Raw genomic sequence first — 23,311 nt, forward strand, 5'->3', positions numbered from 1 at the left:
TTGAACACCCCCATTAGGTCGGATTGGTGTCCAACTTCTTGGGGGCAGTCCACAGCGTGGGAATGCCTTTCGTGACGCTCCGCGTCACACATCTGCGCCGCGGCGTTTGCGTGTCAGAGGCTTTTCGTCGGCCATGCTCGATCACTTCGCATAAAATCAAAAGCAATATAAAACTAATTTTTCAGTATTGGACGATCTATAAGTCGTTTTCCGATACTGGTGATGTTAGCGCTAACAAAGATGGTTTTTCTGCTACTCGCCACCGCGAATGCCCGGACCCGGTTTAGTCAGCACGCACAGGCGACAGTGCGCATCGCACTGTCGGATCAGGGCATATTTCAGGTAGGCACGCAGATGCACACAACAGGTAGGGATGGCGTCAGACACACGCTTCTGGCGCAGGCGATCGATCAGGCTCATACCGCGCGGGGGCGTCGTTGTGGGTGGTTGCTGATGGGGCTGACGGCATTGCCGTGTGTTCCGGCCATGGCAGAGACAGCGGCAGGGCAGAACACGGAAACGGTAGCGCTGGAATCGGTGACCGTGACCGCCACACGCCGCGAGGAATCGCTGCAGAAAGTACCGGTCGCCGTGTCCGTGATCGAGGGCGAACAGCTGGAGCGCGATAACCGTAACGGCGTGGCCAGCATCGTGCAGCAGGTGCCGTCGTTGAATTTCCGCACCGGGGCTTCCAATAAGGACACCTCGCTGTTCGTTCGCGGTGTCGGCACCATTTCCACCTCGCCAGGCGTCGAACCGACCGTGGCCACGGTGATCGATGGCGTGGTGTATGCGCGGCCGGGTCAGGCCACGCTGGACTTACTCGACCTGGAACGCATCGAAGTACTGCGCGGCCCGCAAGGCACGCTGTTCGGCAAGAATGCTTCGGCGGGCGTGCTCAACGTCACCACCAAGGCACCGACTGAAGCGACTCACGGTTACATCGATCAGTCCTATTACAGCGGCAACGAAAGCCGCACCCGTTTCGGCATTGGCGGCAGCCTGATTCCGCAGACCCTCAAAGGCTCGATCACGACGTTGTTCGGCAGCTATGACGGCAATGTCGACAACAAACTCAATGGTCAGGAGGTCAACGGTTACAACCGCAAGGGTGCCCGCGGCAAGCTGGAATTCACACCCAATGACGACATCACCTTCACCCTTGCAGCGGACTACATGCAGTCCCATGACGATGCACCCAACGGTGTCGTAACCAAGGCGCTGACCCCGTCCTTCGCCAGTGCCCTGACGCCGGTACGTGCCGACAGCGATAACCGCAATGTCGTCAGCGATTACCGCAGCCATGTCGAGGACGTCAACAAAGGCCTGTCCGGCCAGCTCGACTGGCAACTGGGCGACTACACCCTGACCTCGATTACCGCCTGGCGTGGTTGGGATAACACCCAGTATCAGGACGGCGACCGGCTTGGCACTGTCACCGCGGCGTTCCCCGGCACTGAAGACAAGGGCGATCTGGCGTTCAACCAGTATTCCCAGGAGTTGCGTCTGGCGTCGCCGAAAGGCCGGTTTGTCGAGTACGTCGGCGGGCTGTTTTACATGCACGGCAAGAGCGACGAGACCTATCAGCGCACGCTGATCACACCGACGACTCAGGATCGCGGCATCGCCGATTACAGCACCACCACCGACAGTTATTCGGTGTTCGGCGAAACCACGTTCAACTTCACCCCGGACTTGCGTGCGATTGCCGGGGCACGCTGGACCCACGACGACCTGGAATACGATCATCGCCGCGTATCGACATCGGCTACCACCGTCAGCGGCATTCAGCCAGCAACCAGCAGCTCCGGGTCGGTGGACGAAGACGGCAAGTCCGGACGCCTCGGTTTGCAGTACGACCTGAGCGACAGTGTGATGACCTACATCACCTACTCGCGCGGCTACAAAGGCCCGGCCTACAACGTGTTCTTCAACATGCAGCCGCGTGACACCGAGGCGCTCAAGCCGGAAACCTCGAACACCTGGGAGGTCGGCCTCAAGGCCACCACCTGGAACAATCGCCTGACCACCAACCTGGCGGTGTTCCACAGCGAGTACGACAACTATCAGGCGAATTTCTTCGACAGTGTTGCCGGGCAGGTCGTGACGCGCCTGATCAACGCCGGCAGCGTCAGCACCGAAGGCGTCGAGCTGGATTACGCCCTGCAAGCCACCCGAAACCTGAAATTCTCCGGTGCGCTGTCCTACACCAAAGCACGCATCGACAGCTTCGCCTGCCCGGCCGGTGCGGCGGCGTCCTGCAATGTCGACGGCAAGACCCTGCCGTACAGCCCGGACTGGAAAAGCTACGTTCGTGCCGATTACACCATCCCGCTGGACAACGGCCTGGATATCGAACTGGGCACCGATTACAGCTGGCAGAGCGAAGTGCAGTACGACATCAGCCAGAACCCGGACACCAGACAGGGTGCTTACGGCATCTGGAACGCCAGCGTGGCACTGGCCGATTACAACAGTGGCTGGCGCGTTGCATTGCTGGGCAAGAACCTGGCGGACAAGTCCTACTCGCCAATGCTGGCGACCGGGGGCAACTACGTTTATCGATCAGTGCCGCGTGATGATGAACGTTATTTCGGCGTGCAGTTGCGCAAGGATTTTTGAGCCGAGACCCCAGGCAACACGTAAGGAGTGAGGTATGAGCACCACTGCCCGACAGATGAAGCTGGGCGCTTTCCTGATGGCCACCGGGCACCATGTCGCCGCCTGGCGGCACCCGGATGTGCCTGCGGATGCAGGGCTGGATTTCAAGCATTACCGGCATGTGGCCAGGGTCGCGGAGGCGGCAAAATTCGATGCGCTGTTCGTCGCTGACAGTGTGGCTGCCGCGACCGGTGATATCGCCAGCCGCATGGCGCGCTCCGATCATTTCGAGCCGCTGACCCTGCTCTCGGCACTCAGCGCGGTGACCGAGCATATTGGTCTGATCGCGACAGCGACCACCACCTACAACGAGCCGTATCACGTAGCCCGCAAGTTCGCCTCGCTGGATCATCTCTCCGGTGGGCGAGCGGGCTGGAATCTGGTGACGTCGGATGCTGCCGCCGAAGCGCAGAACTTCGGTCGCGCCGAGCATGTGGGGCATGCCGAGCGCTACAGCCGCGCACGAGAGTTTCATCAGGTGGTGACCGGCCTGTGGGACAGTTGGGCAGACGATGCCTTCACCCGCGACAAGGCCAGTGGCGAGTATTACGATCCGGCCAAAATGCATGTGCTCGATCATCAGGGCGAGCATTTCCGCGTCAAGGGTCCGCTGAACGTGGCGCGTTCGCCGCAGGGGCAGCCAGTGGTGGTGCAGGCCGGCTCCTCGGAAGTCGGACGTGATCTGGCGGCGCAGACGGCGGAAGTAGTGTTCACCGCGCAGACCTCGCTGGCCAGTGCGCAAGCGTTTTATGCGGATATCAAAGGCCGGTTACGCGCCTTTGGGCGTGACGCAGACTCACTGAAAATCATGCCCGGCGTGTTCATCGTCGTGGCCGAAACCGAAGCCTTGGCCAAAGCCAAATTCGAGTCGTTTCAGGAACTGGTCGAGCCTCAGGTCGGGGTCGCTCTGCTGGGCCGCATGCTGGGCAATTTCGACCTGTCGGGCTACCCGCTGGACGGCCCGCTGCCAGAGTTGCCATTGACCGACAGCGGCCAGCGCAGCCGGCAGAAACTGCTCACCGAACTGGCTGATCAGGAAAACCTGACCCTGGCGCAACTGGGACGGCGGATTGCCGGTGGGCGAGGGCACTACAGCCTGATCGGTACGCCAGAGCAGATTGCCGATGAGTTGCAACGCTGGTTCGAGCAAGGTGCGGCGGATGGCTTCAACGTGCTGGTGCCACACCTGCCGGGCGGCCTGCAAGATGTCGCGCAGTTGCTGGTGCCGGAGTTACAGCGGCGCGGGCTGTTTCGCACCGAGTATGAAGGCACGACCTTGCGCGAGAACCTGGGCTTGCAACGGCCTGCTTATAGATTTTGATAATTTCCCGTACCAGATACCAAGCCTGGCTGCAGAGAGGTGACGCGGAGCGTCACGGGATGCATGCCAACGCGGAGCATTGGCACGAGAGTCGACCGAGAAAGGATCACCCATGAAACCATTCACGTTTATCGCCGCCATTCTGGCCTTCAGCGGTCTTTTCGGTACAGCTTCTGCCGACGAGCCCGACACTCTTCGCATCGGCTATCAGAAGGGCTCGATCACGCTGGTGCTGGCCAAGGAAAACGGCCTGCTGGAAAAGCGGTTTCCCGAGAAAAAAATCAAATGGGTCGAGTTTCCGGCCGGGCCGCAGATGCTGGAGGCGCTGAACATTGGCAGCCTGGACATCGCCTCCACCGGCGACATCCCGCCGATCTTCGCCCAGGTCGCAGGTGCCGACCTGGTCTACATCGGTGCCGAGCCACCCAAGCCGCAGGTGGAAACCCTGTTGGTGCGCAACGAAAGCCCGGTGCACAGCGTCGCGGAATTGAAAGGCCGCAAGGTCGCGCTGCAGAAAGGCTCCAGCTCACATAACGTGGTGCTGCGTGTGCTGAACAAGGCCGGTCTGACCTTCAAGGATATTCAGCCGATTTACCTGACCCCTGCCGATGCCCGCGCTGCCTTTGAAAACGGCAGTGTCGATGCCTGGGCGATCTGGGACCCTTACTACTCCATCGCCATGAGCGAAGGCCACAGCCGCCTGCTGGCCAACGGCGAGGGGCTTGGGTTGTCCGGGCCGTTCTATACCGCACGGCGGGCGTTTGCCGAGGAAAACGCAGCGCTCGTGCAGCAGGTGCTCGACGAACTGACGGTGGCCGACGGGCTGTCGCGCTCGCAGCGTGCCGAGAGTATTCAGATACTGGCGCGCAGCATGGGCTTGTCCGAAGCGGTCATGACTCAGTATCTTGACCATCGGCCTGTATCACCCAGCCTGCCGATCACGCCGGAGATCGTACGCGCGCAGCAGGCGACCGCTGATCTGTTTTACGACAACCACTTGATACCCAAGCGGGTCGACATTCAGCAGGTGGTCTGGAAAAAGCCATGATTCCGGCGTTGCGAACAGGCGTCACCGGTTCGCAAACGCAATCAAGACGCCTCGAATATCCCCCAGACAAGAGAGGATTCAATGACCTACATCGCTGCCGAAAATCGTTACGAAGACATGCCTTATCGCCGTACCGGCCGCAGCGGGCTGGTGCTTCCGGCACTGTCTTTGGGCTTGTGGCACAACTTCGGTGACAGCACGCCGATCGATACCCAGCGCGCCATGCTGCGCACGGCGTTTGATCTGGGCATCAACCATTTCGACCTGGCCAACAACTATGGCCCGCCGTACGGCAGCGCCGAGATCAACTTCGGCCGTTTGCTGCGCGAAGACTTCAAGCACTACCGTGATGAGCTGATCATCTCCAGCAAGGCCGGCTGGGACATGTGGCCAGGGCCGTACGGGCAGGGCGGCGGTTCACGTAAATACGTGCTCGCCAGCCTCGACCAGAGCCTGCAACGCATGGGCCTCGATTACGTCGACATCTTCTATTCCCACCGTTTCGACCCGGACACTCCGCTGGAAGAAACCGCCAGCGCCCTGGCCACCGCAGTTCAGCAGGGCAAGGCGTTGTACATCGGTATCTCGTCGTATTCCGGTGCCAAGACCCGCGAAATCGCCGCGTTGCTCAAAGAGTGGAAAGTGCCGCTGCTGATTCACCAGCCGGCCTACAACCTGCTTAACCGCTGGGTCGAGAAAGACTTGCTCGATGCTACTGAAGAGTTGGGTGCCGGCGTGATTGCCTTTACTGCTTTGGCCCAGGGGTTGCTGTCGGACAAGTACCTGAACGGCGTGCCCAAGGATGCGCGGGTCAATCGTCCGGGTGGTGGTTCACTGCAGGCTTCGCACCTGTCCGAGCAGAACATCGCCCACGTGCGCGCGCTCAATGAAATCGCCCAGCGTCGCGGTCAGAGCCTGGCACAAATGGCCCTGGCCTGGACGCTGCGCGATCCGCGTGTGACTTCAGCGTTGATCGGTGCGAGCCGTCCCGAGCAGATCATCGAAAACGTCGGCGCGCTGAAGAACCTGGCGTTCAGCCCCGAAGAGCTGACCGAGATCGACAGCTTTGCGGTGGAAGGCGGGATCAACCTGTGGGAAAAGCCGTCGCTGGCTGAGTGATGCGCTGCGGCCTATGACCGTCATTCCCGCGCTCCGCGCTCATCGTTATACATAACTCCTTGAAAGCCCGTAATACAGGGCTTTCAGGCTTCTGCCCATAGGGCGTAGGAGCGATCGGGGCGGCGTCCGCATTGTTCGCGAAGACAGTGTCTCAGACGACGCATTTTCGGCGATCATACCGGCCCTTTCGCGAACAAGTTCGCTCCTACGCCCTACGGCCAGAATCAAAAGCGGACTTGTATAACGCTGAGCGCTCCGCGTAGGTATGAACAACCATCATATAACCACTCAGCCCTCATCGGCCTCGTCGTCGTCCCCGCCATCGATCTTCATGCCCAGTTCCTTGATCTTGCGGGTCAGCGTGTTGCGGCCCCAGCCCAGCAATACGGCGGCGTCGCGGCGGCGGCCGGCGGTGTGTTTGAGGGCGGTTTCGATCATGATCCGCTCGAAGGTCGGCACGGCGCTGTCCAGCAGGCTGGACTGACCGCGAGACAAGGCCTGATCGGCCCACTGGCGCAGTGCCTGTTCCCAGTTGGTGACCGGCGCGGCGTCCTGCGGCAGGCTCAGCAGTTCCGGCGGCAGATCGCTGACGTGCACTTCACGACCCGAAGCCATGACCGTGATCCAGCGGCAGGTGTTTTCCAGCTGACGAACGTTGCCAGGCCACGGCAGATGCTTGAGGTATTCCTCGGTCTCGGCCTTGAGCAGCTTGGGTTCGACCGCCAGTTCCTGGGCCGCGCGGCTGAGGAAGTGCTTGGCCAGGGTCGGGATGTCTTCGCGACGGTCCGACATGCGCGGAATGTGGATTCGGATCACGTTCAGGCGGTGGAACAAGTCCTCGCGGAACTTGCCGGCCTGCACCAGGGTTTCCAGATTCTGGTGGGTGGCGGCAATGATGCGCACGTCGACCTTGACCGGCGTGTGACCGCCGACCCGGTAGAACTCGCCGTCCGCCAGGACACGCAACAGACGGGTCTGGGTGTCGGCAGGCATGTCTCCGATTTCATCGAGAAACAGCGTGCCGCCGTCGGCCTGTTCGAAGCGCCCGCGGCGCAGGTTGGCCGCGCCGGTGAACGCGCCTTTTTCATGCCCGAACAGCTCGGACTCCATCAGGTCCTTGGGGATCGCCGCCATGTTCAGCGCAATGAATGGCGAGGCCGAACGCGGGCTGTGGCGATGCAATGCGTGAGCGACCAGTTCCTTGCCAGTACCCGACTCACCATTGATCAACACCGTGATGTTGGAGTGGCTCAGACGGCCGATGGCGCGAAACACTTCCTGCATCGCTGGCGCTTCGCCAATGATCTCGGGAGTGCGGGTCAGCGTCGGGGCGACGTCCAGGCCCTGTTGTTCCTGCGCGTGCTGATTGGCGCGCTTGACCAGCGACACGGCTTCATCGACGTCGAATGGCTTGGGCAGGTACTCGAACGCACCGCCTTGATAGGACGCCACGGCGCTGTCCAGGTCCGAGTGGGCGGTCATGATGATCACCGGCAGACGCGGATGCTGCTCGCGAATCCGCGCCAACAGGTCCAGGCCACTGGCACCCGGCATGCGGATGTCAGAAATGATCACGTCCGGTTGCTGACGGGCCAGACGGCTCATCACCCCGTCGGCGCTGTCGAAGCTCTGCGTGGTCATGCCTTCCTGTTGCAAGGCCTTTTCCAGTACCCAGCGGATAGAACGATCGTCGTCTACGATCCAGACAGTTTCACTACGGCTCATGTCGAAGCTGCTCCTTGTTCCAGCGGCAGGAAGATCGAGAATGTGGTGTGGCCGGGATGGCTGTCACACTCGATCAGACCCTGGTGCTGGCTGATGATGTTCTGGGTAATGGCAAGACCTAGTCCCGTGCCATCCGGGCGGCCACTGACCATCGGATAGAAAATGGTTTCCTGAAGTTCGGCCGGAATACCGGGGCCGTTGTCGATGATTTCGATCTTGCTCACCAGTCGATGGCGAACGTGGCCGATGGTGAACTGGCGCATGGCGCGGGTACGCAGGGTGATCCGGCCAAGGCGCAACTCGTTCTGGCCGCTGATGGCCTGCATGGCGTTGCGCACGATATTGAGCACGGCCTGGATCATTTGCTCGCGGTCGATCAACACGTCCGGGATGCTTGGGTCGTAGTCGCGCACCAAGGTAATGCAACCCTGGCTTTCGGCCTCGACCAGGCTGCACACGCGCTCCAGCACTTCGTGCACGTTGGTCATCGCCAGCGATGGCAGCTTGTTGGAGCCGAGCATGCGGTCGACCAGATTACGCAGGCGGTCGGCCTCTTCGATAATGACGTTGGTGTAGTCCTTGAGGCTTTCTTCAGGCAGCTCGCGGGCCAGCAATTGTGCGGCCCCGCGAATGCCGCCCAGTGGATTCTTGATTTCGTGAGCCAGGCCACGCACCAGCATCTTGGTGGTTTCCTGCTTGGACAACTGAGCCTCTTCCTTGGTGATACGCAACAGCCGGTCACGCGGATGCACTTCAAGCAGCAGCAGGGTATCGCCCTTGCTAAGGATAGGCGTCACCGCGTAGTCGACCGTCAGGGTCTGGCCGGTCAGTGCAGTGAGCATCGCTTCGCGCTTGGTAAAAGGATGAGCCTGTTCGACTGCCTGACGCAGCGAACTCAATGCTTCGGCCGACTCGGTGAACAGCTCGCTGATGAATTGCCCATGGCTGCGCTGCCCGCTGATGGCCAGCAGCATTTCCGCCGCTGGGTTCATGTACTCAAGTCGCAGGTCGGCGTTGAGCAGAATGGTGGCAGTGGTCAGGTTATCCAGTAACAGTCTGTGCAGCGCATCGCTGATAGTCATGAATCGTGTTGACCTCTTTTGGCACATTGCAGTCGCGCAATGCGGGTGCTGGTTGGTCTGCACCAGCAGGAGCAAGGCCACCAATACGGTGCTTTGCCAGTGAAGTTGCAAAAAACAAACCAAGGCTCCGAAAAGAAGCGCTTTATCTGCAAAATCGGGCCGTTTTTGTAAAGAGTGCCCGCATACGGCGCTACCCGGCCAAGGTTCCTGAACCAGATTGGGCTGTATTGTTGCGCAGGCAGGCATTGAGCGCACCAAAAAGGTGCCGACGATTTGGCGAGATCAAAAGAAGGGCAGAATGCTGCTTTTTGGCTCGGGCTTGTCCTTGAGCGGACACTCCGGACGCACGCCGTAGTCATCATCCTTGCAGGGGTGGGTCGCGCGCTTTTGCGCCAGGGAAATGCGCTGCACGTGAAACGGCTGGTTCGGGGTTTTTTCCAGAACACGGCCAAGCTCGTCGAAAATCTCTACCGACAGTTGATGGGTGCCGCGATCTACATTGCTCAGCGGGAACACCGGGCTGCGGCCGGCCTGACCGACGGCAACGTTATCCAGCAGCAGCCGGTAGCTGTGGCCCGCCTGTAACACCGGTTCGCTGGTGACGGTAACGATCAGGTCGCCACTGGGATTGACCAGGGTAGCGTCCGGTTCGGGCACCAGGATTCTCAGCAACTGGTAATGAAACATCGGTTGTACTGCCGGTTTGGCGGGGTGGGCCTTCAAGGTGCGGGTCGGCGGCGTGCCGGTCATGTTGTTGCTGGGGGCGATGTCGACGCGGGTGGCGTTCTTGCGCGGCTGGTCGGTAAACACCCGATTACCCTGCGCGTCGATATAGGTGTAGACGTCGGCCACTGCGGGCAGCGTCAAGAGCAACAACAGGCAGGTCAGCAGGCGGCGCATCGTGTGTCTGCTCATGGCTTGCCGAGGTGTACGCGCTGTACGGTCAGGGTGATGGTTTCGCTCTGCTGAATGATCCGCTCGCCGTCTTTCACGACCACCGCGAAACTGTGTTCACCGCGATCTGCGTTGACCACCTGAAAGCGCGGCAGGTTGGAGGGCTGCCCGTACAGGTTGCCGTCCAGCAGCAGTTGCAGGCTGTGAGTCGGTTGCAGGCGTGGCTCGATCTTCACACCGATGATGAACGTGCCATTGTTGGCGCGTAACGCTTCATCGGTGGGCAGGTCTTTCAGTTCCAGCACGTCGTAGGCCGTTTGCGGCTGCGAGGGTGGCGCCACAGGGGCCGGTTGCGGCTCGCGGTTGAGGGCTGGCCTGGAAGGTGTCTGCGTTTCGATGCTGTTGAGCGGCGGTAACTCGACCACTTCGGTCTTGGTGCCGTTGGGCGGCTGGTTGCTGAACGCGGTGTTGCCGTTCGCATCGGTGTACTTATAGATCTGCGCCAGCGCAGGCAGGCTGATCAACAGCAGCAGGCAAATCAGACTTTGACGCATGAGACTCTCGACAGCAGGGCAAGATTGGCCGTCAGCATAGAACACATCGTCCTATGCTGCGCTATCCGCCTGATGTGTCAGCGTTTCGCAGGGCAAAGGTCGGCTGTGGCCAGTACCAGCGCCTGATCGTGAATCGGGTCGGTCTGATAACGCTTTAGTGCCGCATCCAGTTGTATCCGGCAGGTTTCTGCCTTGCGCAGTGGCTGGAAGTCCGCGTAGGCCTGGAGCAACTGGGTTTGCAGGCGATCCAGCTTCGGACGAATGTCATCGACCAGACTGAGCCTGACCGTGTCGGGCGCCTTGCCTGCCGCGTGCCATTGGGCGAGCAGGGCGTTCTGCACCTGTTTATTGGCTTCGATCTGCGCGCGGAACAGGCGTTGAACGTCATCGGGATCGAGCTTGAACTCGGCAGCACGGGCCTGGGCGGCGCTGATCACTTGCTGCTCGCGCGGCGGGTCCTCGACAGCCTTGCCGCTGTCCCACTTGCTCAGGGCAACCTGATCGGCGATGGTCAGGCGCTCGCTGATCGCTTGCAGCAGAGGTTCAAGTGCAGAAGGTTTTTGCTCGGCAGTGAAGGCGAAACAGGTAGACATGAACGTCATTGTCAGCAGGGAAGTGGCCAGAATAAGGCGCATGGCAGTTCCATCTCGGTTCGGTTGGGAGATGCAGATTTAACTCCAGGCGACCGGTCAGAGCCAGTGTTGCGGGGTGAACAAATGTTCACGCGGTAAAATCCGGGCAAAAAAAGACCTCCCGAAGGAGGTCTCCTGTTACGCCATCAACGCTGGCGTGGCTGGATCAGCAGCTGTAGTACAGCTCGTATTCCAGTGGGTGTACGAAGGTGCGAACCTTGATTTCTTCTTCGCTTTTCAGCTCGATGTAGGCATCGATGAAGTCGTCGCTGAAGACGCCGCCCTTGGTCAGGAACGCGCGGCCCTTGTCCAGTTCTTCCAGGGCTTCTTTCAGGCTGCCGCAAACTTGTGGGATCTCTTTGGCCTCTTCAGGCGGCAGGTCATACAGGTTTTTGTCAGCTGCGTCGCCAGGGTGGATCTTGTTCTGGATGCCGTCCAGGCCAGCCATCAACAGGGCCGCGAAGGCCAGGTACGGGTTGGCTGCCGGATCCGGGAAGCGTGCTTCGATACGGCGGCCGCGTGGGCTGTTGACGTAAGGAATACGGATCGATGCGGAGCGGTTACGCGCCGAGTAGGCCAGCATGACCGGTGCTTCGAAACCCGGGACCAGACGCTTGTAGGAGTTGGTCGACGGGTTGGTGAAGCCGTTCAGCGCCTTGCCGTGCTTGATGATGCCGCCGATGAAGTACAGGGCGGTATCGGACAGACCGGCATAGCCTTCGCCTGCGAAGGTGTTCTTGCCATCCTTGGAGATGGACATGTGTACGTGCATACCCGAGCCGTTGTCACCGTACAGTGGCTTGGGCATGAAAGTAGCGGTACGGCCGTAAGCGTCGGCAACGTTGTGTACGCAGTACTTGAGGGTCTGAACTTCGTCAGCCTTCTTGACCAGCGTGTTGAATTTCACGCCGATTTCGTTCTGGCCGGCAGTCGCCACTTCGTGGTGGTGAACTTCAACGGTCTGGCCCATTTCTTCCAGAGCGTTGCACATGGCGGTGCGGATTTCGTGGTCGTGGTCGACCGGTGGCAGCGGGAAGTAACCACCTTTGACGCCCGGACGGTGGCCCTTGTTGCCGCCATCGACGTCGCCGTCGGTCATCCAGGAAGCCTGTTCGGAGAAGATCTTGAACATGGAGCCGGAGATGTCGGACTTGAATTTCACTTCGTCGAAGATGAAGAACTCTGGCTCCGGACCTACGAATACGGTGTCGCCGATACCGGTCGACTTCAGGTATTCCTCGGCACGGTGGGCAATGGCGCGCGGGTCGCGGTCGTAGCCTTGCATGGTCGAAGGTTCGATGACGTCGCAGACCAGAACCAGGGTCGGCTCTTCGGTGAACGGGTCGAGCAGGGCGGTTTCGTCATCTGGCAGAAGAATCATGTCGGACGCTTCGATGCCTTTCCAGCCAGCGATGGAGGAACCGTCGAACATTTTGCCGACTTCGAAGAAATCGTCTTCCAGTGCATCGCGCGCAGGCATGGTGACGTGCTGCTGCTTGCCCTTGGTGTCTGTGAAGCGCAGATCAATCCACTTAACGTCATGATCTTTGATGAGTTGAACCGACTTCGACATGGTGTCCTCCGGGTGGCTAGAGACCGTCTTGATAGAGTTATGGTCCCTTGAATTTGGGTGATGCCGGCGCAGATACTCTGCCAAGGCAACCTGCCTCACAAGGGAGCAATTTGCATGCCAGTGCCCCGTGTTGGGTTTTTTGCCTCAAACGCAGGTTTTCAGGGGGCGAAAACGCACCATGCGTGAAAAACGCGCACCTTTATGGCGCTGCAATTTGGTGCGCCGACTCTTTTTGGTGCGTCGCTGATTGCGTGTACGATAACTGGTTAAACCTTGAGCAATTTCCGCTATAATCCGCGCCCCCCTTTTTTGGTCGGCACCTCACGCTCCGTTTCCATGAAACTAATCGTTAAAGTTTTCCCAGAAATCACCATCAAAAGCCCGCCGGTGCGCAAGAAGTTCATCCGGCAACTGGGCAAGAACATTCGTACCGTGCTCCGTGAACTGGACGCGGACATTGTCGTGGGTGGCGTATGGGACAACCTTGAGGTCGAAACCCGGCTGACCGACCCCAAAGTGCTGCAGGGCATCAGGGAGCGGCTGAGCTGCATGCCCGGCATCGCCAACTTTCTGCAGGTCGCCGAGTACCCGCTGGGCGATCTCGACGACGTCGTCGCCAAGTGCAAACTGCACTACGCCGACCTGTTGCCCGGCAAGATGTTTTCAGTGCGTTGCAAGCGCGCCGGTCGCCACGACTTCAGCTCCATGGACGTCGAGAAATACGTCGGCAGCAAGCTGCGCATGCAGTGCGGCGCGGCCGGAATCGAGCTGAAAAAGCCCGATCTGGTCGTGCGCATGGAAATTCGCGACCAACGGTTGTTTGTCGTTCACGACCAGCATCAGGGCATGGGCGGTTACCCGCTTGGCGCGCTGGAGCAGACCCTGGTATTGATGTCCGGCGGGTTCGATTCAACCGTTGCGGCCTACCAGATCATGCGCCGCGGCCTGATGGCGCACTTCTGCTTCTTCAATCTGGGCGGACGGGCCCATGAACTGGGCGTGATGGAAGTCGCGCACTTCATCTGGAAGAAGTACGGCAGTTCACAGCGGGTGCTGTTCGTCAGCGTACCGTTCGAGGAAGTTCTCGGAGAAATTCTGCAGAAAGTCGATAACAGTCATATGGGTGTAGTTTTGAAGCGTATGATGTTACGCGCTGCATCCGCCGTGGCCGATCGTCTTGAAATCGATGTGCTGGTCACCGGCGAAGCGATTTCACAGGTTGCCAGCCAGACGCTGCCCAACCTGTCGCTGATTGACGCGGCAACCGACAAGCTGGTCCTGCGGCCGCTGGTTGCCACCCATAAGCAGGACATCGTGGACCTGGCGACTGAAATCGGCACCGCTGATTTTGCCCGGCACATGCCAGAGTATTGCGGGGTGATTTCGGTCAACCCGAAGACCAACGCCAAGCGAAATCGCGTTGAGTACGAAGAAAAACAGTTCGACATGGCGATTCTCGAGCAGGCGCTCGAACGCGCGAAGCTGGTTTCGATCGATCGGGTCATCGACGATCTGAGCCGCAATGTCGATATAGAAGAAGTCAGCCAGGCACTGGCCGGCCAGGTCATCATCGACATCCGTCACCCGGATGCCCAGGAAGACCAACCGCTGCAAGTGCCCGGCGTGGAGATACAGACGTTGCCGTTCTACGCATTGAACAGCCGTTTCAAGGCACTGGATGACACGCGCCAGTACCTGCTGTATTGCGACAAAGGCGTCATGAGTCGCCTGCATGCCCACCATTTGCTCAGTGAGGGACATGCCAATGTGCGCGTATATCGACCGAGCTAAGTGCCCGGGGCTGTTTGCCTGTGGCTTGCGTCACCGGCCCCCCGACACCCGTCGTCATGCCGTTACGGCTTTTGCCGACTCAAAATAGTAATCGCTGTCCTTAACCAGTCAGCAGACCGAATCCTCTGATCGAGATACACAAGTGATCGAAAATCTACGTAACATCGCCATCATTGCTCACGTTGACCATGGTAAGACCACCCTGGTAGACAAACTCCTGCGTCAATCCGGCACTCTGGAGCGCGGCGAGCTCAACGACGAACGCGTGATGGACTCCAACGACCAGGAGAAAGAGCGCGGTATTACCATTCTCGCGAAGAACACCGCGATCAACTGGAATGGCTACCACATCAACATCGTGGACACCCCGGGCCACGCCGACTTCGGTGGTGAAGTAGAGCGCGTGATGTCGATGGTCGACTCCGTACTGCTGCTGGTCGATGCCCAGGACGGCCCTATGCCGCAAACCCGTTTCGTGACCAAGAAGGCTTTCGAAGCCGGCCTGCGTCCGATCGTGGTCATCAACAAGGTTGACCGTCCAGGCGCACGTCCGGACTGGGTTCTGGACCAGATCTTCGACCTGTTCGACAACCTGGGTGCCACTGAAGAACAGCTGGACTTCAAAGTCGTCTACGCCTCGGCCCTGAACGGCATTGCCGGTCTGGAACACACCGCCATGGCTGAAGACATGACCCCGCTGTACCAGGCGATCGTCGATCACGTCCCTGCGCCAAAGGTTGACCGTGACGGTCCGTTCCAGATGCAGATTTCCGCACTGGACTACAACAGCTTCCTGGGCGTCATCGGTGTTGGCCGTATCGCTCGTGGTCGCGTCAAGCCGAACACTCCGGTGGTTGCCATTGACGTCAACGGCAAGAAGCGTAACGGCCGTATCCTGAAACTGATGGGTCACCACGGTCTGCACCGCATCGACGTTGAAGAAGCAGCTGCCGGCGACATCGTCTGCATCAGCGGCTTCGACCAGCTGTTCATCTCCGACACCCTGTGCGACCCACTGAACGTCGAAGCGATGAAGCCGCTGACCGTTGACGAGCCAACCGTTTCGATGACCTTCCAGGTTAACGATTCGCCGTTCTGCGGCAAGGAAGGCAAGTTCGTCACCAGCCGTAACATCAAGGAACGTCTGGACAAGGAACTGCTCTACAACGTTGCTCTGCGCGTTGAAGAAGGCGACACCGCCGACAAGTTCAAGGTCTCCGGCCGTGGTGAGCTGCACCTCTCGGTACTGATCGAAACCATGCGTCGCGAAGGCTTCGAAATGGGTGTTGGTCGTCCTGAAGTGATCATCCGCATGGTTGACGGCGTCAAGCACGAACCGTACGAAAACGTCACCATCGACCTGCCTGAAGAAGCGCAGGGCGCGATCATGGAGCAAATGGGTAACCGTAAAGGCGACCTGACCAACATGGTTCCGGATGGCAAGGGCCGTGTGCGCCTTGAGTACAACATCCCGGCACGTGGCCTGATCGGTTTCCGTAACGAGTTCCTGACCCTGACTTCCGGCGCAGGCATCCTGACCAGCATCTTCGACCGTTACGACGTGATGAAGTCTGGCGACATGTCCGGCCGTCAGAACGGCGTTCTGGTTTCGGTTGCTACCGGCAAGGCGCTGACCTACTCCCTGGAAACACTGCAAGCCCGTGGCAAGCTGTTCCTGGGTCATGGCGAAGACGTGTACGAAGGTCAGATCGTCGGCATCAACAGCCGCGACAACGACCTGGGTGTCAACCCAACCAAAGGCAAGAAGCTCGACAACATGCGTGCTTCCGGTAAAGACGAAACCATCGCTCTGGTTCCGCCTATCCGTTTCACTCTGGAACAAGCGCTGGAATTCGTACAAGAAGACGAACTCTGCGAAGTGACGCCAAAGTCGATCCGCCTGCGTAAGAAAATCCTTGGTGAAAGCGAGCGTACTCGTGCTGCCAAGAAGTCGGGCAACTGAGTAATCGGTTAGTCGGCTAGACACAAAAAACCCGGTCGCGAGACCGGGTTTTTTTATGCCTGCCATTCGTGGCCTGTGGCACAGCTCGCCTGGCGACAAGCTACTTCGAACGGCCGCCCACTGGCGCCAGCAGCAACTCGATACGCTGCTTGCGAATCCCGTCGGCAGCCGCTTCGGCCAGTGCTGCGTCGGTGATGATGGTGTCGAACTGCTCGAGCCCGGCGACCTTGTACATACCGAAGGTGCCGTACTTGGAGCTGGTGGCGATCAGCACGGTTTGCGAGGCGGACTGCATGGCGGCCTGCTTGACCTCGACCTTCAGCGCCGACGGTGTGGTGGTGCCGCGTTGCAGGTCCCACGAGCTGGTGGACATGAAGGCCACATCGGTCGCCAGCTGGCGCAAGGTTGCCGCTGCCAGGCCGCCGACGCTGGAACGATTCGGATGATCGAGCAGCCCGCCGGTATGAATCACATCCACATGCGCAGCATCGGCCAGCGCGTTGACCACGCCGAAATCATTGGTGACCACGGTCATGCCCGACAGCGCGATGATGTGCGGGACGATTTCGAGTGTGCTGGTGCCTGCGTCCAGATAGATCGTCATGTCCGGGTGCAAGAGCCCCGCTGCGAGCCGCGCCATGCCCTGCTTGTGCGGCAATTCCACCACCGCCTTGGACTGGTGGCTGGGTTCGCTGTGGACCTGGCTGGCGATGCGCACGCCGCCGGTGACCGAGTAGGCACGACCTTCCTGCTCCAGCAGGGCGATGTCGCGGCGGATGGTCATGTGCGAGCAATCGAACATCTCCATCAACTGATGCACGCTGAGCACCTGATGCTTGCGTAACTGACGCAGCATCAGCTCCCGGCGCTGATCAGGGATCATAGGTGTACCGCCGGAAATGGCGATCTCCTCTTCAGTGGACATTCGTACTCCTGTACATCAATGAGCCGGCTCAGGCAGCAGACGGTCCGCGCATCTTAGCCAATCGCTTCGGCAATGGAAGCGGTCGCAGGCTTTTTTGCGCGGTTCGGCTCATCTTTACCTCTGTCCCACTTCAATTCATCCAGTTGCCGCCGTCGACGTTATAGGTCTGGGCGACCACGTACTCGCTGTCCGCTGAAGCCAGAAAAATGGCCATGCCGGTCAAATCGTCCGCCGTGCCCATGCGCCCGTAAGGCACTTGTTCGCCCACCAGCTTTTTCTTCTCGCCCAATGGCCGGTTTTCATGGCGCGCGAACAACGCATCGACGCCGTCCCAGTGTTCGCCATCGACCACACCCGGTGCGATGGCGTTGACATTGATGCCGTGCCTGATGAGGTCCAGCCCGGCCGATTGGGTCAGGCTGATCACCGCAGCCTTGGTCGCGCAATACACCGCCACCAGCGCCTCGCCCCGGCGACCGGCCTGGCTGGCCATATTGATGATCCTGCCGCCGTGCCCCTGGGCAATCATTTGCTTCGCCGCAGCCTGCAAGGTGAACAGCGTGCCGCCGACATTGATCGAAAACAGCCGCTCGTAGCTGTCGCGGGTGATGTCGACGATTGGTGCCAGGTCGAACAGCGCGGCGTTGTTGATCAGGATATCCAGCTTGCCGGCCTGGGCGACTACTGCGGCTATGGCCTGATCGATGGACGACTGATCCGTGACGTCCATCCGCACCGCATACGCGTTGGGTCCCAGTTCGGTCGCTGTCGCCTGTGCGCGTTGCAGATCGATATCGGCAATCGCCACGCGCGCACCTTCGTGAATGTACGCCTGCGCAAACGCCCGGCCGATGCCTCGCGCCGATCCGGTGATCAGCGCGCTTTTACCTTCAAGTCGTTTCATGGGTTCATCATCCGTTCAATACAGTTGAGGGCTGGCGCTCTACTTCGGGTAGCCGGCACGTTTCATCTCGCGTTCGGTCACCGCCTGCGCGGCTGTGAGCGCCTGTTCAGTGGTGGTTTGCCCGGTTACAGCGGCAGAAAACAGCTTGCCGACCGAGGTGCCGATGGCCTGAAACTCGGGAATGGTCACGTACTGGATACCGACGTAGGGCACGGGCTTGGCCGACGGGTGCGCCGGGTCGGCGTGTTGCATCATCTGCAGCGTGACCTTGGCGAACGGCGCAGCTTTCAGATAAGCCTCGCTGTAGGTGGAGGCGCGGGTGCCAGGTGGCACGTTGCTAGTGCCGTCTGTCTCGGCGACCAGCTGGATATACGCCTTGGACGTCGCCCAGGTGATGAACGCCTTGGCCGCATCCTTGTGCTTGGAGGTGGCCGGTATCGCCAGCGACCAGGCGTAAAGCCACGACGAGCCCTTGTCAGTCACTTCGACCGGCGCAGGTGCAAAGCCGACGCTGTCGACAACCTTGCTCTGCGCCTTGTCGGTGGTGAACGAGCCGGCCACGCTGGCATCCACCCACAACGCGCATTTGCCGCTGTTGAACAGCGCGAGTGTTTCGTTGAAACCGTTGCTCGACACGCCCGGCGGGCCATAGTTTTTCAGAGTGTCGACGTAGAAATTCGCCGCCTTGTTCCATTCCGGGCTGGTCAATTCAGGTTTCCACTGCTCATCGAACCAGCGCGCGCCGAATGCATTGGCCATGGTGCTGAGCAAGGCGATGTTCTCACCCCAACCGGCCTTGCCGCGCAGGCACATGCCGTAAACGCCCTTGTCGGGTTTATGCAGCTTTGCGGCAAATTCGCCCAGCTGCGTCCAGGTCGGGTGCTCGGGCATGCTTAAGCCTGCCTGCTTGAACAAATCGGTGCGGTAATAAGTAATGGTGCTTTCGCCGTAAAAGGGCAGGGCATAGAGCGTGTCCTTGACTGACAAGCCTTGGCGCACCGAGGGAAAGATATCCTGCAGATCGTAGTCCGGCGCAAGATCGGTGATTGGCTCCAGCCACTGTTTGGCGCCCCATAACGGGGTCTCGTAGGTGCCGATGGTCAACACGTCGAACTGGCCGCCCTGCGTGGCGATGTCGGTGGTCAGGCGCTGGCGCAGGACGTTTTCTTCGAGTACCACCCAGTTGAGTTTGATGTCGGGATGCTGCTGTTCAAAAGTCTTCGACAGGCGCTGCATGCGGATCATGTCGCCGTTGTTCACCGTGGCGATGGTCACGGTTTCGGCAGCCTGGACGGTCAGGTTGAAAAGGGCGGCGGACACGCCTGCGGACAGGAAAAGCGTTTTCCGAATGTTCATCGTAGTGCTCTCCACCCCGCGCCTTGTCTGGCGGGAGTCATTGTTTTTGTTGTTGGCCACGGTTGAGTCACCCTGGTGGACGGCTCGATTACAGCAGCCCTCAGGAGGTTGAACAAACGCAGCGAGGATCATCGACTGATACTTTTTTAACCGAGCACGCTCCGGCGGTCCGAAAGCAAAAAAGTATCAGTGCCGGTTTGATCGCGAGCTAGCGTTGGCCAGGCGCGAGGGCGTATGTTCAAGCGTCCACAGCGCATTCATAACGATAAAAAGGGGCATCCCGTGCCTGACAGTCGAGCCGCCTTGCTCGAGCAGCGCCCTGCCGAGCTTGAGGTTATTCTCCCGCAGCCCGACCACTGCTTTCGCTGGTACGAGCATGACTATCCCTATGCGCTGGCGCGCTGGAACCATCATCCGGAATTCGAAATCCATCTGATCCGCCAGGGCAGCGGCAAGCTGGTGGCCGGTGATTACATCGGTGAGTTCGCGGCAGGGCATGTGGCCCTGATCGGCCCGGATCTTCCGCATGACTGGATCGGCGACCTGGCCCCCGGCGAACATCTGCCCGGGCGGGACGTGGTGCTGCAGTTCGACGGTGCAGCATTGCTCGCCTTGCGTGGCACGCTGCCGGAGATGGGTGACTTGCAGCGCCTGTTCGAGCAGGCGCGCCGCGGCCTGGAGTTCACCGGTGCGACAGCGGTGCAGGCTGCACGCCTGCTTGAAGAGATTGGCCCGGCTCAGGGGCTGGAGCGGCTGATTCTGTTCCTGCAACTGGTCAACACGCTGATGAAAGCGCCTGCGCAGGAGGTTCGCCTGCTGGCCAGCACCTGGTATGCACCGACTCTGGATGCGCGCAGTTCCGAACGGATCAACAAGGCGTTCGACTATCTGTTGACCGAATTGACCAGCGATATTCGCCTGTCCGTCATCGCGCAGCGACTGGACATGAGCGATCCGGGGTTTTCACGCTTCTTCAAGCGCACCACGGGCCATTGTTTTATCGATCTGATGCGCAAACTGCGGGTCCAGCGGGCCTGCCGGTTGTTGCTGCACAGCGAGATGTCGGTGTCGGACATCTGCTTTGAAGTCGGCTATGCCAACCTGTCCAACTTCAACCGGCACTTCCGCATGGAGATGCAGCAGACGCCCAGTGAATACCGGCGCGCCGCTGCATCCGCCTGATCAATGCTCTGCCGGGTCTTTGGCCTGCGGGGCGCGGGTGACGGCATTCACCAGCTTGCCGATGGTCAGGCCCTGCAAGAGAATCGACAGCAGCACCACGATGTAGGTGATGCTCAGCAGCAGATCGCGTTCCGGCCCGGTCGGCAGCGCCAGCGCCAAGGCAACCGAGACTCCGCCGCGCAAGCCACCCCAGGTCAGGATGCGGATCGTGCCGTGCGGCACCTTGCGCCAGCGACGCAGGAGCAGGATGGCCGGAGCGACGGTGACGAAGCGCGACAGCAGAATCGCCGCCGCCAGCAGGCTGGCTGCAATCAGGTGCTGCCATGAGAACGGCAACAGCAATAGCTCCATACCGATCAGCGCGAACAGCAGCGCGTTGAGCATGTCATCCAGCAACTCCCAGAAACCGTCCATGTAGCGACGGGTCATGTCGTTCATCGCCAGATTGCGTCCCAGGTTGCCGATGATCAGGCCGGCCACGACCATCGCGATAGGACCGGACACATGCAGTTCAGACGCCATCGCCGAGCCGCCGATCACCAGTGCCAGCGTGAGCATGACCTCGATCTGATATTGCTCGATGCTCTTGATCATCAGGTACACGGCGTAACCGATCAGGCCGCCGAACAGCACCCCGCCCACCGCTTCGTGAACGAACAGCAGAGCGGTTTCGCCAACCGTCGGCGTCTCGCCCAACTGCGCGATACCCAACAGCACGGTGAACACCACCACCGCGGTGCCGTCGTTGAACAGGCTTTCGCCGACGATCGTGGTCTTCAGCGGTTTCGAGGCGTTGGCGGTACGCAACACACCAAGCACCGCAATCGGATCGGTAGGCGAGATCAGTGCACCAAACAGCAGGCAGTACAACGGGCTGACGTGCCAGCCGAACAGGGCAAAGATCCAGTAGGCCAGTGCGCCGATCACAGTGGTGGCAATCAGCACCCCGAAAGTCGCCAACAGGCCGATGGGCCAACGGTAGCTCCTCAAATCGCCCAGGTTGACGTGCAGCGCCCCGGCGAACAGCAGAAAGGACAGCATCCAGTTCATCAGCAGGTCGCCGAAGTCGATCTGGCCGATCAATTGTTGAACGCGATCTTCCAGGCCGGGATAGCCCAGAAAGCTCAGACCCTGCAGCAGCAACGAGAACATCAGCGCGGTGACCATCACGCCGATGGTGGGCGGCAGGCCGATGAAACGGTAGTTCACGTAGGTCAGCAGCGCAGTGAGGCAGATAAAACCAGCAGCGAGTTCAAGCATCGGTCATTCCAAATCCGTAATTGCAGTGTCTCGATCACCGTAACCGAGCCTGTGTTTGATGGACCGGAACTACGTCCAGACACATCTCGACACGCCACAGTGGGGTTTGCGTTGACCACGCAGAGGCGGTGATGTTGCAAAAAAGGCCGGAATCACCAAACGAAGCTGGATTTGAGACGGGAAAAGGAGGGGATTGCAGACGCAAAAAAGTCAGCCCGAATGACGGTCCGGGCTGACGGGGGATGTAACGCTGAGTGGCCGTCCTGGCAGGGTCAGAATCATTGGCTGTTTCTGCATCCGCTGAGGACCTGGTACTGAACCGTGTTCAGCTTGCCTTTGGAGTCTTCGTACGTCATCAGCTTTGGCATCACGCTACAGGTTTGCAGATCCGGGGATTTGCGGACCAGCTTGGCAACGTCCAGCTTCATGCCGTAGGTGTACTCCTTGATCTCCGGCATCGGCTTGTTATGGAGGGCGGCATACTTCTGCACGCTGGCTTGGTGTTCCTTGATCACCGTAGTGGCTTTGACCTCATCAGAGGTGTAGGCGAAAGCACTGATGGGCGAAAGGATGACCAGGGCAAGTAACAACGATTTGGCTGTGCGCATTTTCTTTTGTCTCCGTTTGAATGTGGCTTAACCCTAACCAATGCGCACTAACCGGAAGGTTGCTGAAACATTACAAATCGGTCATCTCGAAGATGTCAGCTTCCTAACAGTATTGTCATTGTTCGCTCACCTTCCTGTTAGCTCCCCCTCCGTAAGCTTGTTTCATCCCTGACGAGCGCCGAGCGCTGCGCAGGTCCGACATTCAACCGAGAAAGGTAATGATGATGAAACTGGTCAAATCGATGGTCTTCGCCGTAGCTGCCTTGTCCGCCACTGCAGCCTTTGCCGACGACGGTAACGAGTACGCAAGCCCCGCTGCCGACAAGATGCGCCTGGCGCAGGAGATGCGTTTCAAGGAACAGAACAGCAGCAAAGCCGAGCGGTACGTCAATGCTGACGAGAAAGCCGAGGCTGAGCGGTCGACCAAGTCCGAAGGCTGATGCCTTTGCTGCCCGACCCGCTGCACCCCTGTTCGCCCTTTGTAGCAGCTCCCTGCTCCTTTGGTCGGGGCGAATCTTTAAGCGTCCTTCGGGGCGCTTTTTTTATTCCCGGCAAAACGTCGGCGATAAGCGTTTTTCATGCATCTGCCCGAAGGGCGTAGGAGCGAACTTGTTCGCGAAGAGGCCGGTATGCTCGCTGCAAATGCACCATCTTCGCTAACCAGCGAAACGTCGCCCGGCCTGCTCCTACGGCCTTCGGCGAGAATAAAAACA

The 23,311-nt window shown here is 59.7% G+C and carries 19 protein-coding genes; 8 read left to right on the forward strand and 11 right to left on the reverse strand.

Going from position 1 to position 23,311, the window contains the following annotated elements:
• The first annotated feature begins 306 nt into the window (after positions 1 to 306).
• The 4 genes from QRN50_RS24980 to mgrA all read left to right on the forward strand — a co-directional run bounded on the left by QRN50_RS24980 (position 307) and on the right by mgrA (position 6,149).
• Entirely contained in the window at positions 307 to 2,622 is a 2,316-nt protein-coding gene (locus QRN50_RS24980; protein WP_096127327.1) for a TonB-dependent receptor, read from the forward strand.
• Between the two features lie 34 nt (positions 2,623 to 2,656).
• Complete coding sequence (locus tag QRN50_RS24985) at positions 2,657 to 3,982, forward strand: LLM class flavin-dependent oxidoreductase (RefSeq protein WP_096127328.1); 1,326 nt, start codon at positions 2,657 to 2,659, stop codon at positions 3,980 to 3,982.
• A 112-nt stretch (positions 3,983 to 4,094) separates the two neighbouring features.
• Positions 4,095 to 5,030 (forward strand): sulfonate ABC transporter substrate-binding protein, encoded by a 936-nt coding sequence (locus QRN50_RS24990; RefSeq protein WP_054092347.1) that lies wholly within the window; start codon positions 4,095 to 4,097, stop codon positions 5,028 to 5,030.
• Between the two features lie 81 nt (positions 5,031 to 5,111).
• Entirely contained in the window at positions 5,112 to 6,149 is a 1,038-nt protein-coding gene (gene mgrA / locus QRN50_RS24995) for an L-glyceraldehyde 3-phosphate reductase (RefSeq protein ID WP_003426913.1), read from the forward strand.
• Positions 6,150 to 6,437: 288 nt separating this feature from the next.
• On the opposite strand, the gene ntrC is transcribed toward mgrA, so the two are convergent.
• From ntrC to glnA, 6 genes are all read right to left on the reverse strand, one after another.
• Positions 6,438 to 7,874 (reverse strand): nitrogen regulation protein NR(I), encoded by a 1,437-nt coding sequence (gene ntrC / locus QRN50_RS25000; protein ID WP_003405235.1) that lies wholly within the window; start codon positions 7,872 to 7,874, stop codon positions 6,438 to 6,440.
• On the reverse strand, positions 7,871 to 8,956 hold the full coding sequence (gene glnL, locus QRN50_RS25005; protein ID WP_002555720.1) for a nitrogen regulation protein NR(II): 1,086 nt from the start codon (positions 8,954 to 8,956) through the stop codon (positions 7,871 to 7,873). Before glnL ends, ntrC begins: the two co-directional genes overlap by 4 nt.
• A 282-nt stretch (positions 8,957 to 9,238) precedes the next feature.
• Positions 9,239 to 9,856, reverse strand: coding sequence for a DUF4124 domain-containing protein (locus tag QRN50_RS25010; protein ID WP_003405232.1), 618 nt, complete (start codon positions 9,854 to 9,856; stop codon positions 9,239 to 9,241).
• 11 nt (positions 9,857 to 9,867) lie between these two features.
• The gene (locus QRN50_RS25015) at positions 9,868 to 10,404 is read right to left on the reverse strand and encodes a DUF4124 domain-containing protein (protein WP_003405230.1); all 537 of its coding nucleotides are present in this window, start codon (positions 10,402 to 10,404) and stop codon (positions 9,868 to 9,870) included.
• A gap of 77 nt (positions 10,405 to 10,481) precedes the next feature.
• Positions 10,482 to 11,039: a chorismate mutase gene (locus tag QRN50_RS25020; protein WP_096127329.1), complete on the reverse strand. Its 558-nt coding sequence runs from the start codon at positions 11,037 to 11,039 to the stop codon at positions 10,482 to 10,484.
• A 163-nt stretch (positions 11,040 to 11,202) separates the two neighbouring features.
• Positions 11,203 to 12,609, reverse strand: coding sequence for a glutamate--ammonia ligase (gene glnA, locus QRN50_RS25025; RefSeq protein WP_003343817.1), 1,407 nt, complete (start codon positions 12,607 to 12,609; stop codon positions 11,203 to 11,205).
• Between the two features lie 336 nt (positions 12,610 to 12,945).
• Between glnA and thiI the strand changes: the two genes are divergently transcribed.
• Both thiI and typA read left to right on the forward strand, forming a co-directional pair.
• The gene (gene thiI / locus QRN50_RS25030; protein WP_096127334.1) at positions 12,946 to 14,400 is read left to right on the forward strand and encodes a tRNA uracil 4-sulfurtransferase ThiI; all 1,455 of its coding nucleotides are present in this window, start codon (positions 12,946 to 12,948) and stop codon (positions 14,398 to 14,400) included.
• A 142-nt stretch (positions 14,401 to 14,542) separates the two neighbouring features.
• Positions 14,543 to 16,363 carry a translational GTPase TypA gene (gene typA, locus QRN50_RS25035; protein WP_003405222.1) on the forward strand — a complete coding sequence of 607 codons (1,821 nt, stop codon included), beginning with the start codon at positions 14,543 to 14,545 and terminating at the stop codon, positions 16,361 to 16,363.
• Between the two features lie 100 nt (positions 16,364 to 16,463).
• Here the strand turns inward: typA and QRN50_RS25040 are convergent, their stop codons facing one another.
• From QRN50_RS25040 to QRN50_RS25050, 3 genes are all read right to left on the reverse strand, one after another.
• On the reverse strand, positions 16,464 to 17,288 hold the full coding sequence (locus QRN50_RS25040) for a DeoR/GlpR family DNA-binding transcription regulator (RefSeq protein WP_003316379.1): 825 nt from the start codon (positions 17,286 to 17,288) through the stop codon (positions 16,464 to 16,466).
• Positions 17,289 to 17,418: 130 nt separating this feature from the next.
• Complete coding sequence (locus QRN50_RS25045) at positions 17,419 to 18,192, reverse strand: L-iditol 2-dehydrogenase (protein WP_011269242.1); 774 nt, start codon at positions 18,190 to 18,192, stop codon at positions 17,419 to 17,421.
• Positions 18,193 to 18,231: 39 nt separating this feature from the next.
• Positions 18,232 to 19,548: an ABC transporter substrate-binding protein gene (locus tag QRN50_RS25050; RefSeq protein WP_096127330.1), complete on the reverse strand. Its 1,317-nt coding sequence runs from the start codon at positions 19,546 to 19,548 to the stop codon at positions 18,232 to 18,234.
• A gap of 282 nt (positions 19,549 to 19,830) precedes the next feature.
• On the opposite strand from QRN50_RS25050, the gene QRN50_RS25055 reads away from it, so the two are divergent.
• Positions 19,831 to 20,730 carry an AraC family transcriptional regulator gene (locus tag QRN50_RS25055; RefSeq protein ID WP_192873916.1) on the forward strand — a complete coding sequence of 300 codons (900 nt, stop codon included), beginning with the start codon at positions 19,831 to 19,833 and terminating at the stop codon, positions 20,728 to 20,730.
• Here the strand turns inward: QRN50_RS25055 and QRN50_RS25060 are convergent, their stop codons facing one another.
• Both QRN50_RS25060 and QRN50_RS25065 read right to left on the reverse strand, forming a co-directional pair.
• Positions 20,731 to 21,990, reverse strand: a complete 1,260-nt coding sequence (locus tag QRN50_RS25060) for a cation:proton antiporter (protein ID WP_003405216.1) — start codon at positions 21,988 to 21,990, stop codon at positions 20,731 to 20,733.
• A gap of 278 nt (positions 21,991 to 22,268) precedes the next feature.
• Complete coding sequence (locus QRN50_RS25065) at positions 22,269 to 22,598, reverse strand: DUF2790 domain-containing protein (RefSeq protein ID WP_003343803.1); 330 nt, start codon at positions 22,596 to 22,598, stop codon at positions 22,269 to 22,271.
• A 218-nt stretch (positions 22,599 to 22,816) separates the two neighbouring features.
• On the opposite strand from QRN50_RS25065, the gene QRN50_RS25070 reads away from it, so the two are divergent.
• Positions 22,817 to 23,038 carry a hypothetical protein gene (locus tag QRN50_RS25070; RefSeq protein WP_003343801.1) on the forward strand — a complete coding sequence of 74 codons (222 nt, stop codon included), beginning with the start codon at positions 22,817 to 22,819 and terminating at the stop codon, positions 23,036 to 23,038.
• Positions 23,039 to 23,311: the final 273 nt, after the last annotated feature.

It is taken from the genome of Pseudomonas sp. MEJ108, from assembly GCF_030208985.1.
Taxonomy (GTDB): domain Bacteria; phylum Pseudomonadota; class Gammaproteobacteria; order Pseudomonadales; family Pseudomonadaceae; genus Aquipseudomonas; species Aquipseudomonas fragariae.

Excerpts from the sequence above, each read along its gene's own strand:
- QRN50_RS25060 (WP_003405216.1), bottom strand. The coding sequence starts at position 21,990 with ATGCTTGAACTCGCTGCTGGTTTTATCTGCCTCACTGCGCTGCTGACC.
- QRN50_RS25020 (WP_096127329.1), bottom strand. The coding sequence starts at position 11,039 with ATGCGCCTTATTCTGGCCACTTCCCTGCTGACAATGACGTTCATGTCT.
- ntrC (WP_003405235.1), bottom strand. The coding sequence starts at position 7,874 with ATGAGCCGTAGTGAAACTGTCTGGATCGTAGACGACGATCGTTCTATC.
- mgrA (WP_003426913.1), top strand. The coding sequence starts at position 5,112 with ATGACCTACATCGCTGCCGAAAATCGTTACGAAGACATGCCTTATCGC.
- QRN50_RS25065 (WP_003343803.1), bottom strand. The coding sequence starts at position 22,598 with ATGCGCACAGCCAAATCGTTGTTACTTGCCCTGGTCATCCTTTCGCCC.
- QRN50_RS25015 (WP_003405230.1), bottom strand. The coding sequence starts at position 10,404 with ATGCGTCAAAGTCTGATTTGCCTGCTGCTGTTGATCAGCCTGCCTGCG.
- QRN50_RS25045 (WP_011269242.1), bottom strand. The coding sequence starts at position 18,192 with ATGAAACGACTTGAAGGTAAAAGCGCGCTGATCACCGGATCGGCGCGA.
- QRN50_RS25050 (WP_096127330.1), bottom strand. The coding sequence starts at position 19,548 with ATGAACATTCGGAAAACGCTTTTCCTGTCCGCAGGCGTGTCCGCCGCC.
- thiI (WP_096127334.1), top strand. The coding sequence starts at position 12,946 with ATGAAACTAATCGTTAAAGTTTTCCCAGAAATCACCATCAAAAGCCCG.
- glnL (WP_002555720.1), bottom strand. The coding sequence starts at position 8,956 with ATGACTATCAGCGATGCGCTGCACAGACTGTTACTGGATAACCTGACC.
- QRN50_RS24990 (WP_054092347.1), top strand. The coding sequence starts at position 4,095 with ATGAAACCATTCACGTTTATCGCCGCCATTCTGGCCTTCAGCGGTCTT.
- QRN50_RS25040 (WP_003316379.1), bottom strand. The coding sequence starts at position 17,288 with ATGTCCACTGAAGAGGAGATCGCCATTTCCGGCGGTACACCTATGATC.
- QRN50_RS24985 (WP_096127328.1), top strand. The coding sequence starts at position 2,657 with ATGAGCACCACTGCCCGACAGATGAAGCTGGGCGCTTTCCTGATGGCC.
- glnA (WP_003343817.1), bottom strand. The coding sequence starts at position 12,609 with ATGTCGAAGTCGGTTCAACTCATCAAAGATCATGACGTTAAGTGGATT.
- QRN50_RS25010 (WP_003405232.1), bottom strand. The coding sequence starts at position 9,856 with ATGCGCCGCCTGCTGACCTGCCTGTTGTTGCTCTTGACGCTGCCCGCA.
- QRN50_RS25070 (WP_003343801.1), top strand. The coding sequence starts at position 22,817 with ATGATGATGAAACTGGTCAAATCGATGGTCTTCGCCGTAGCTGCCTTG.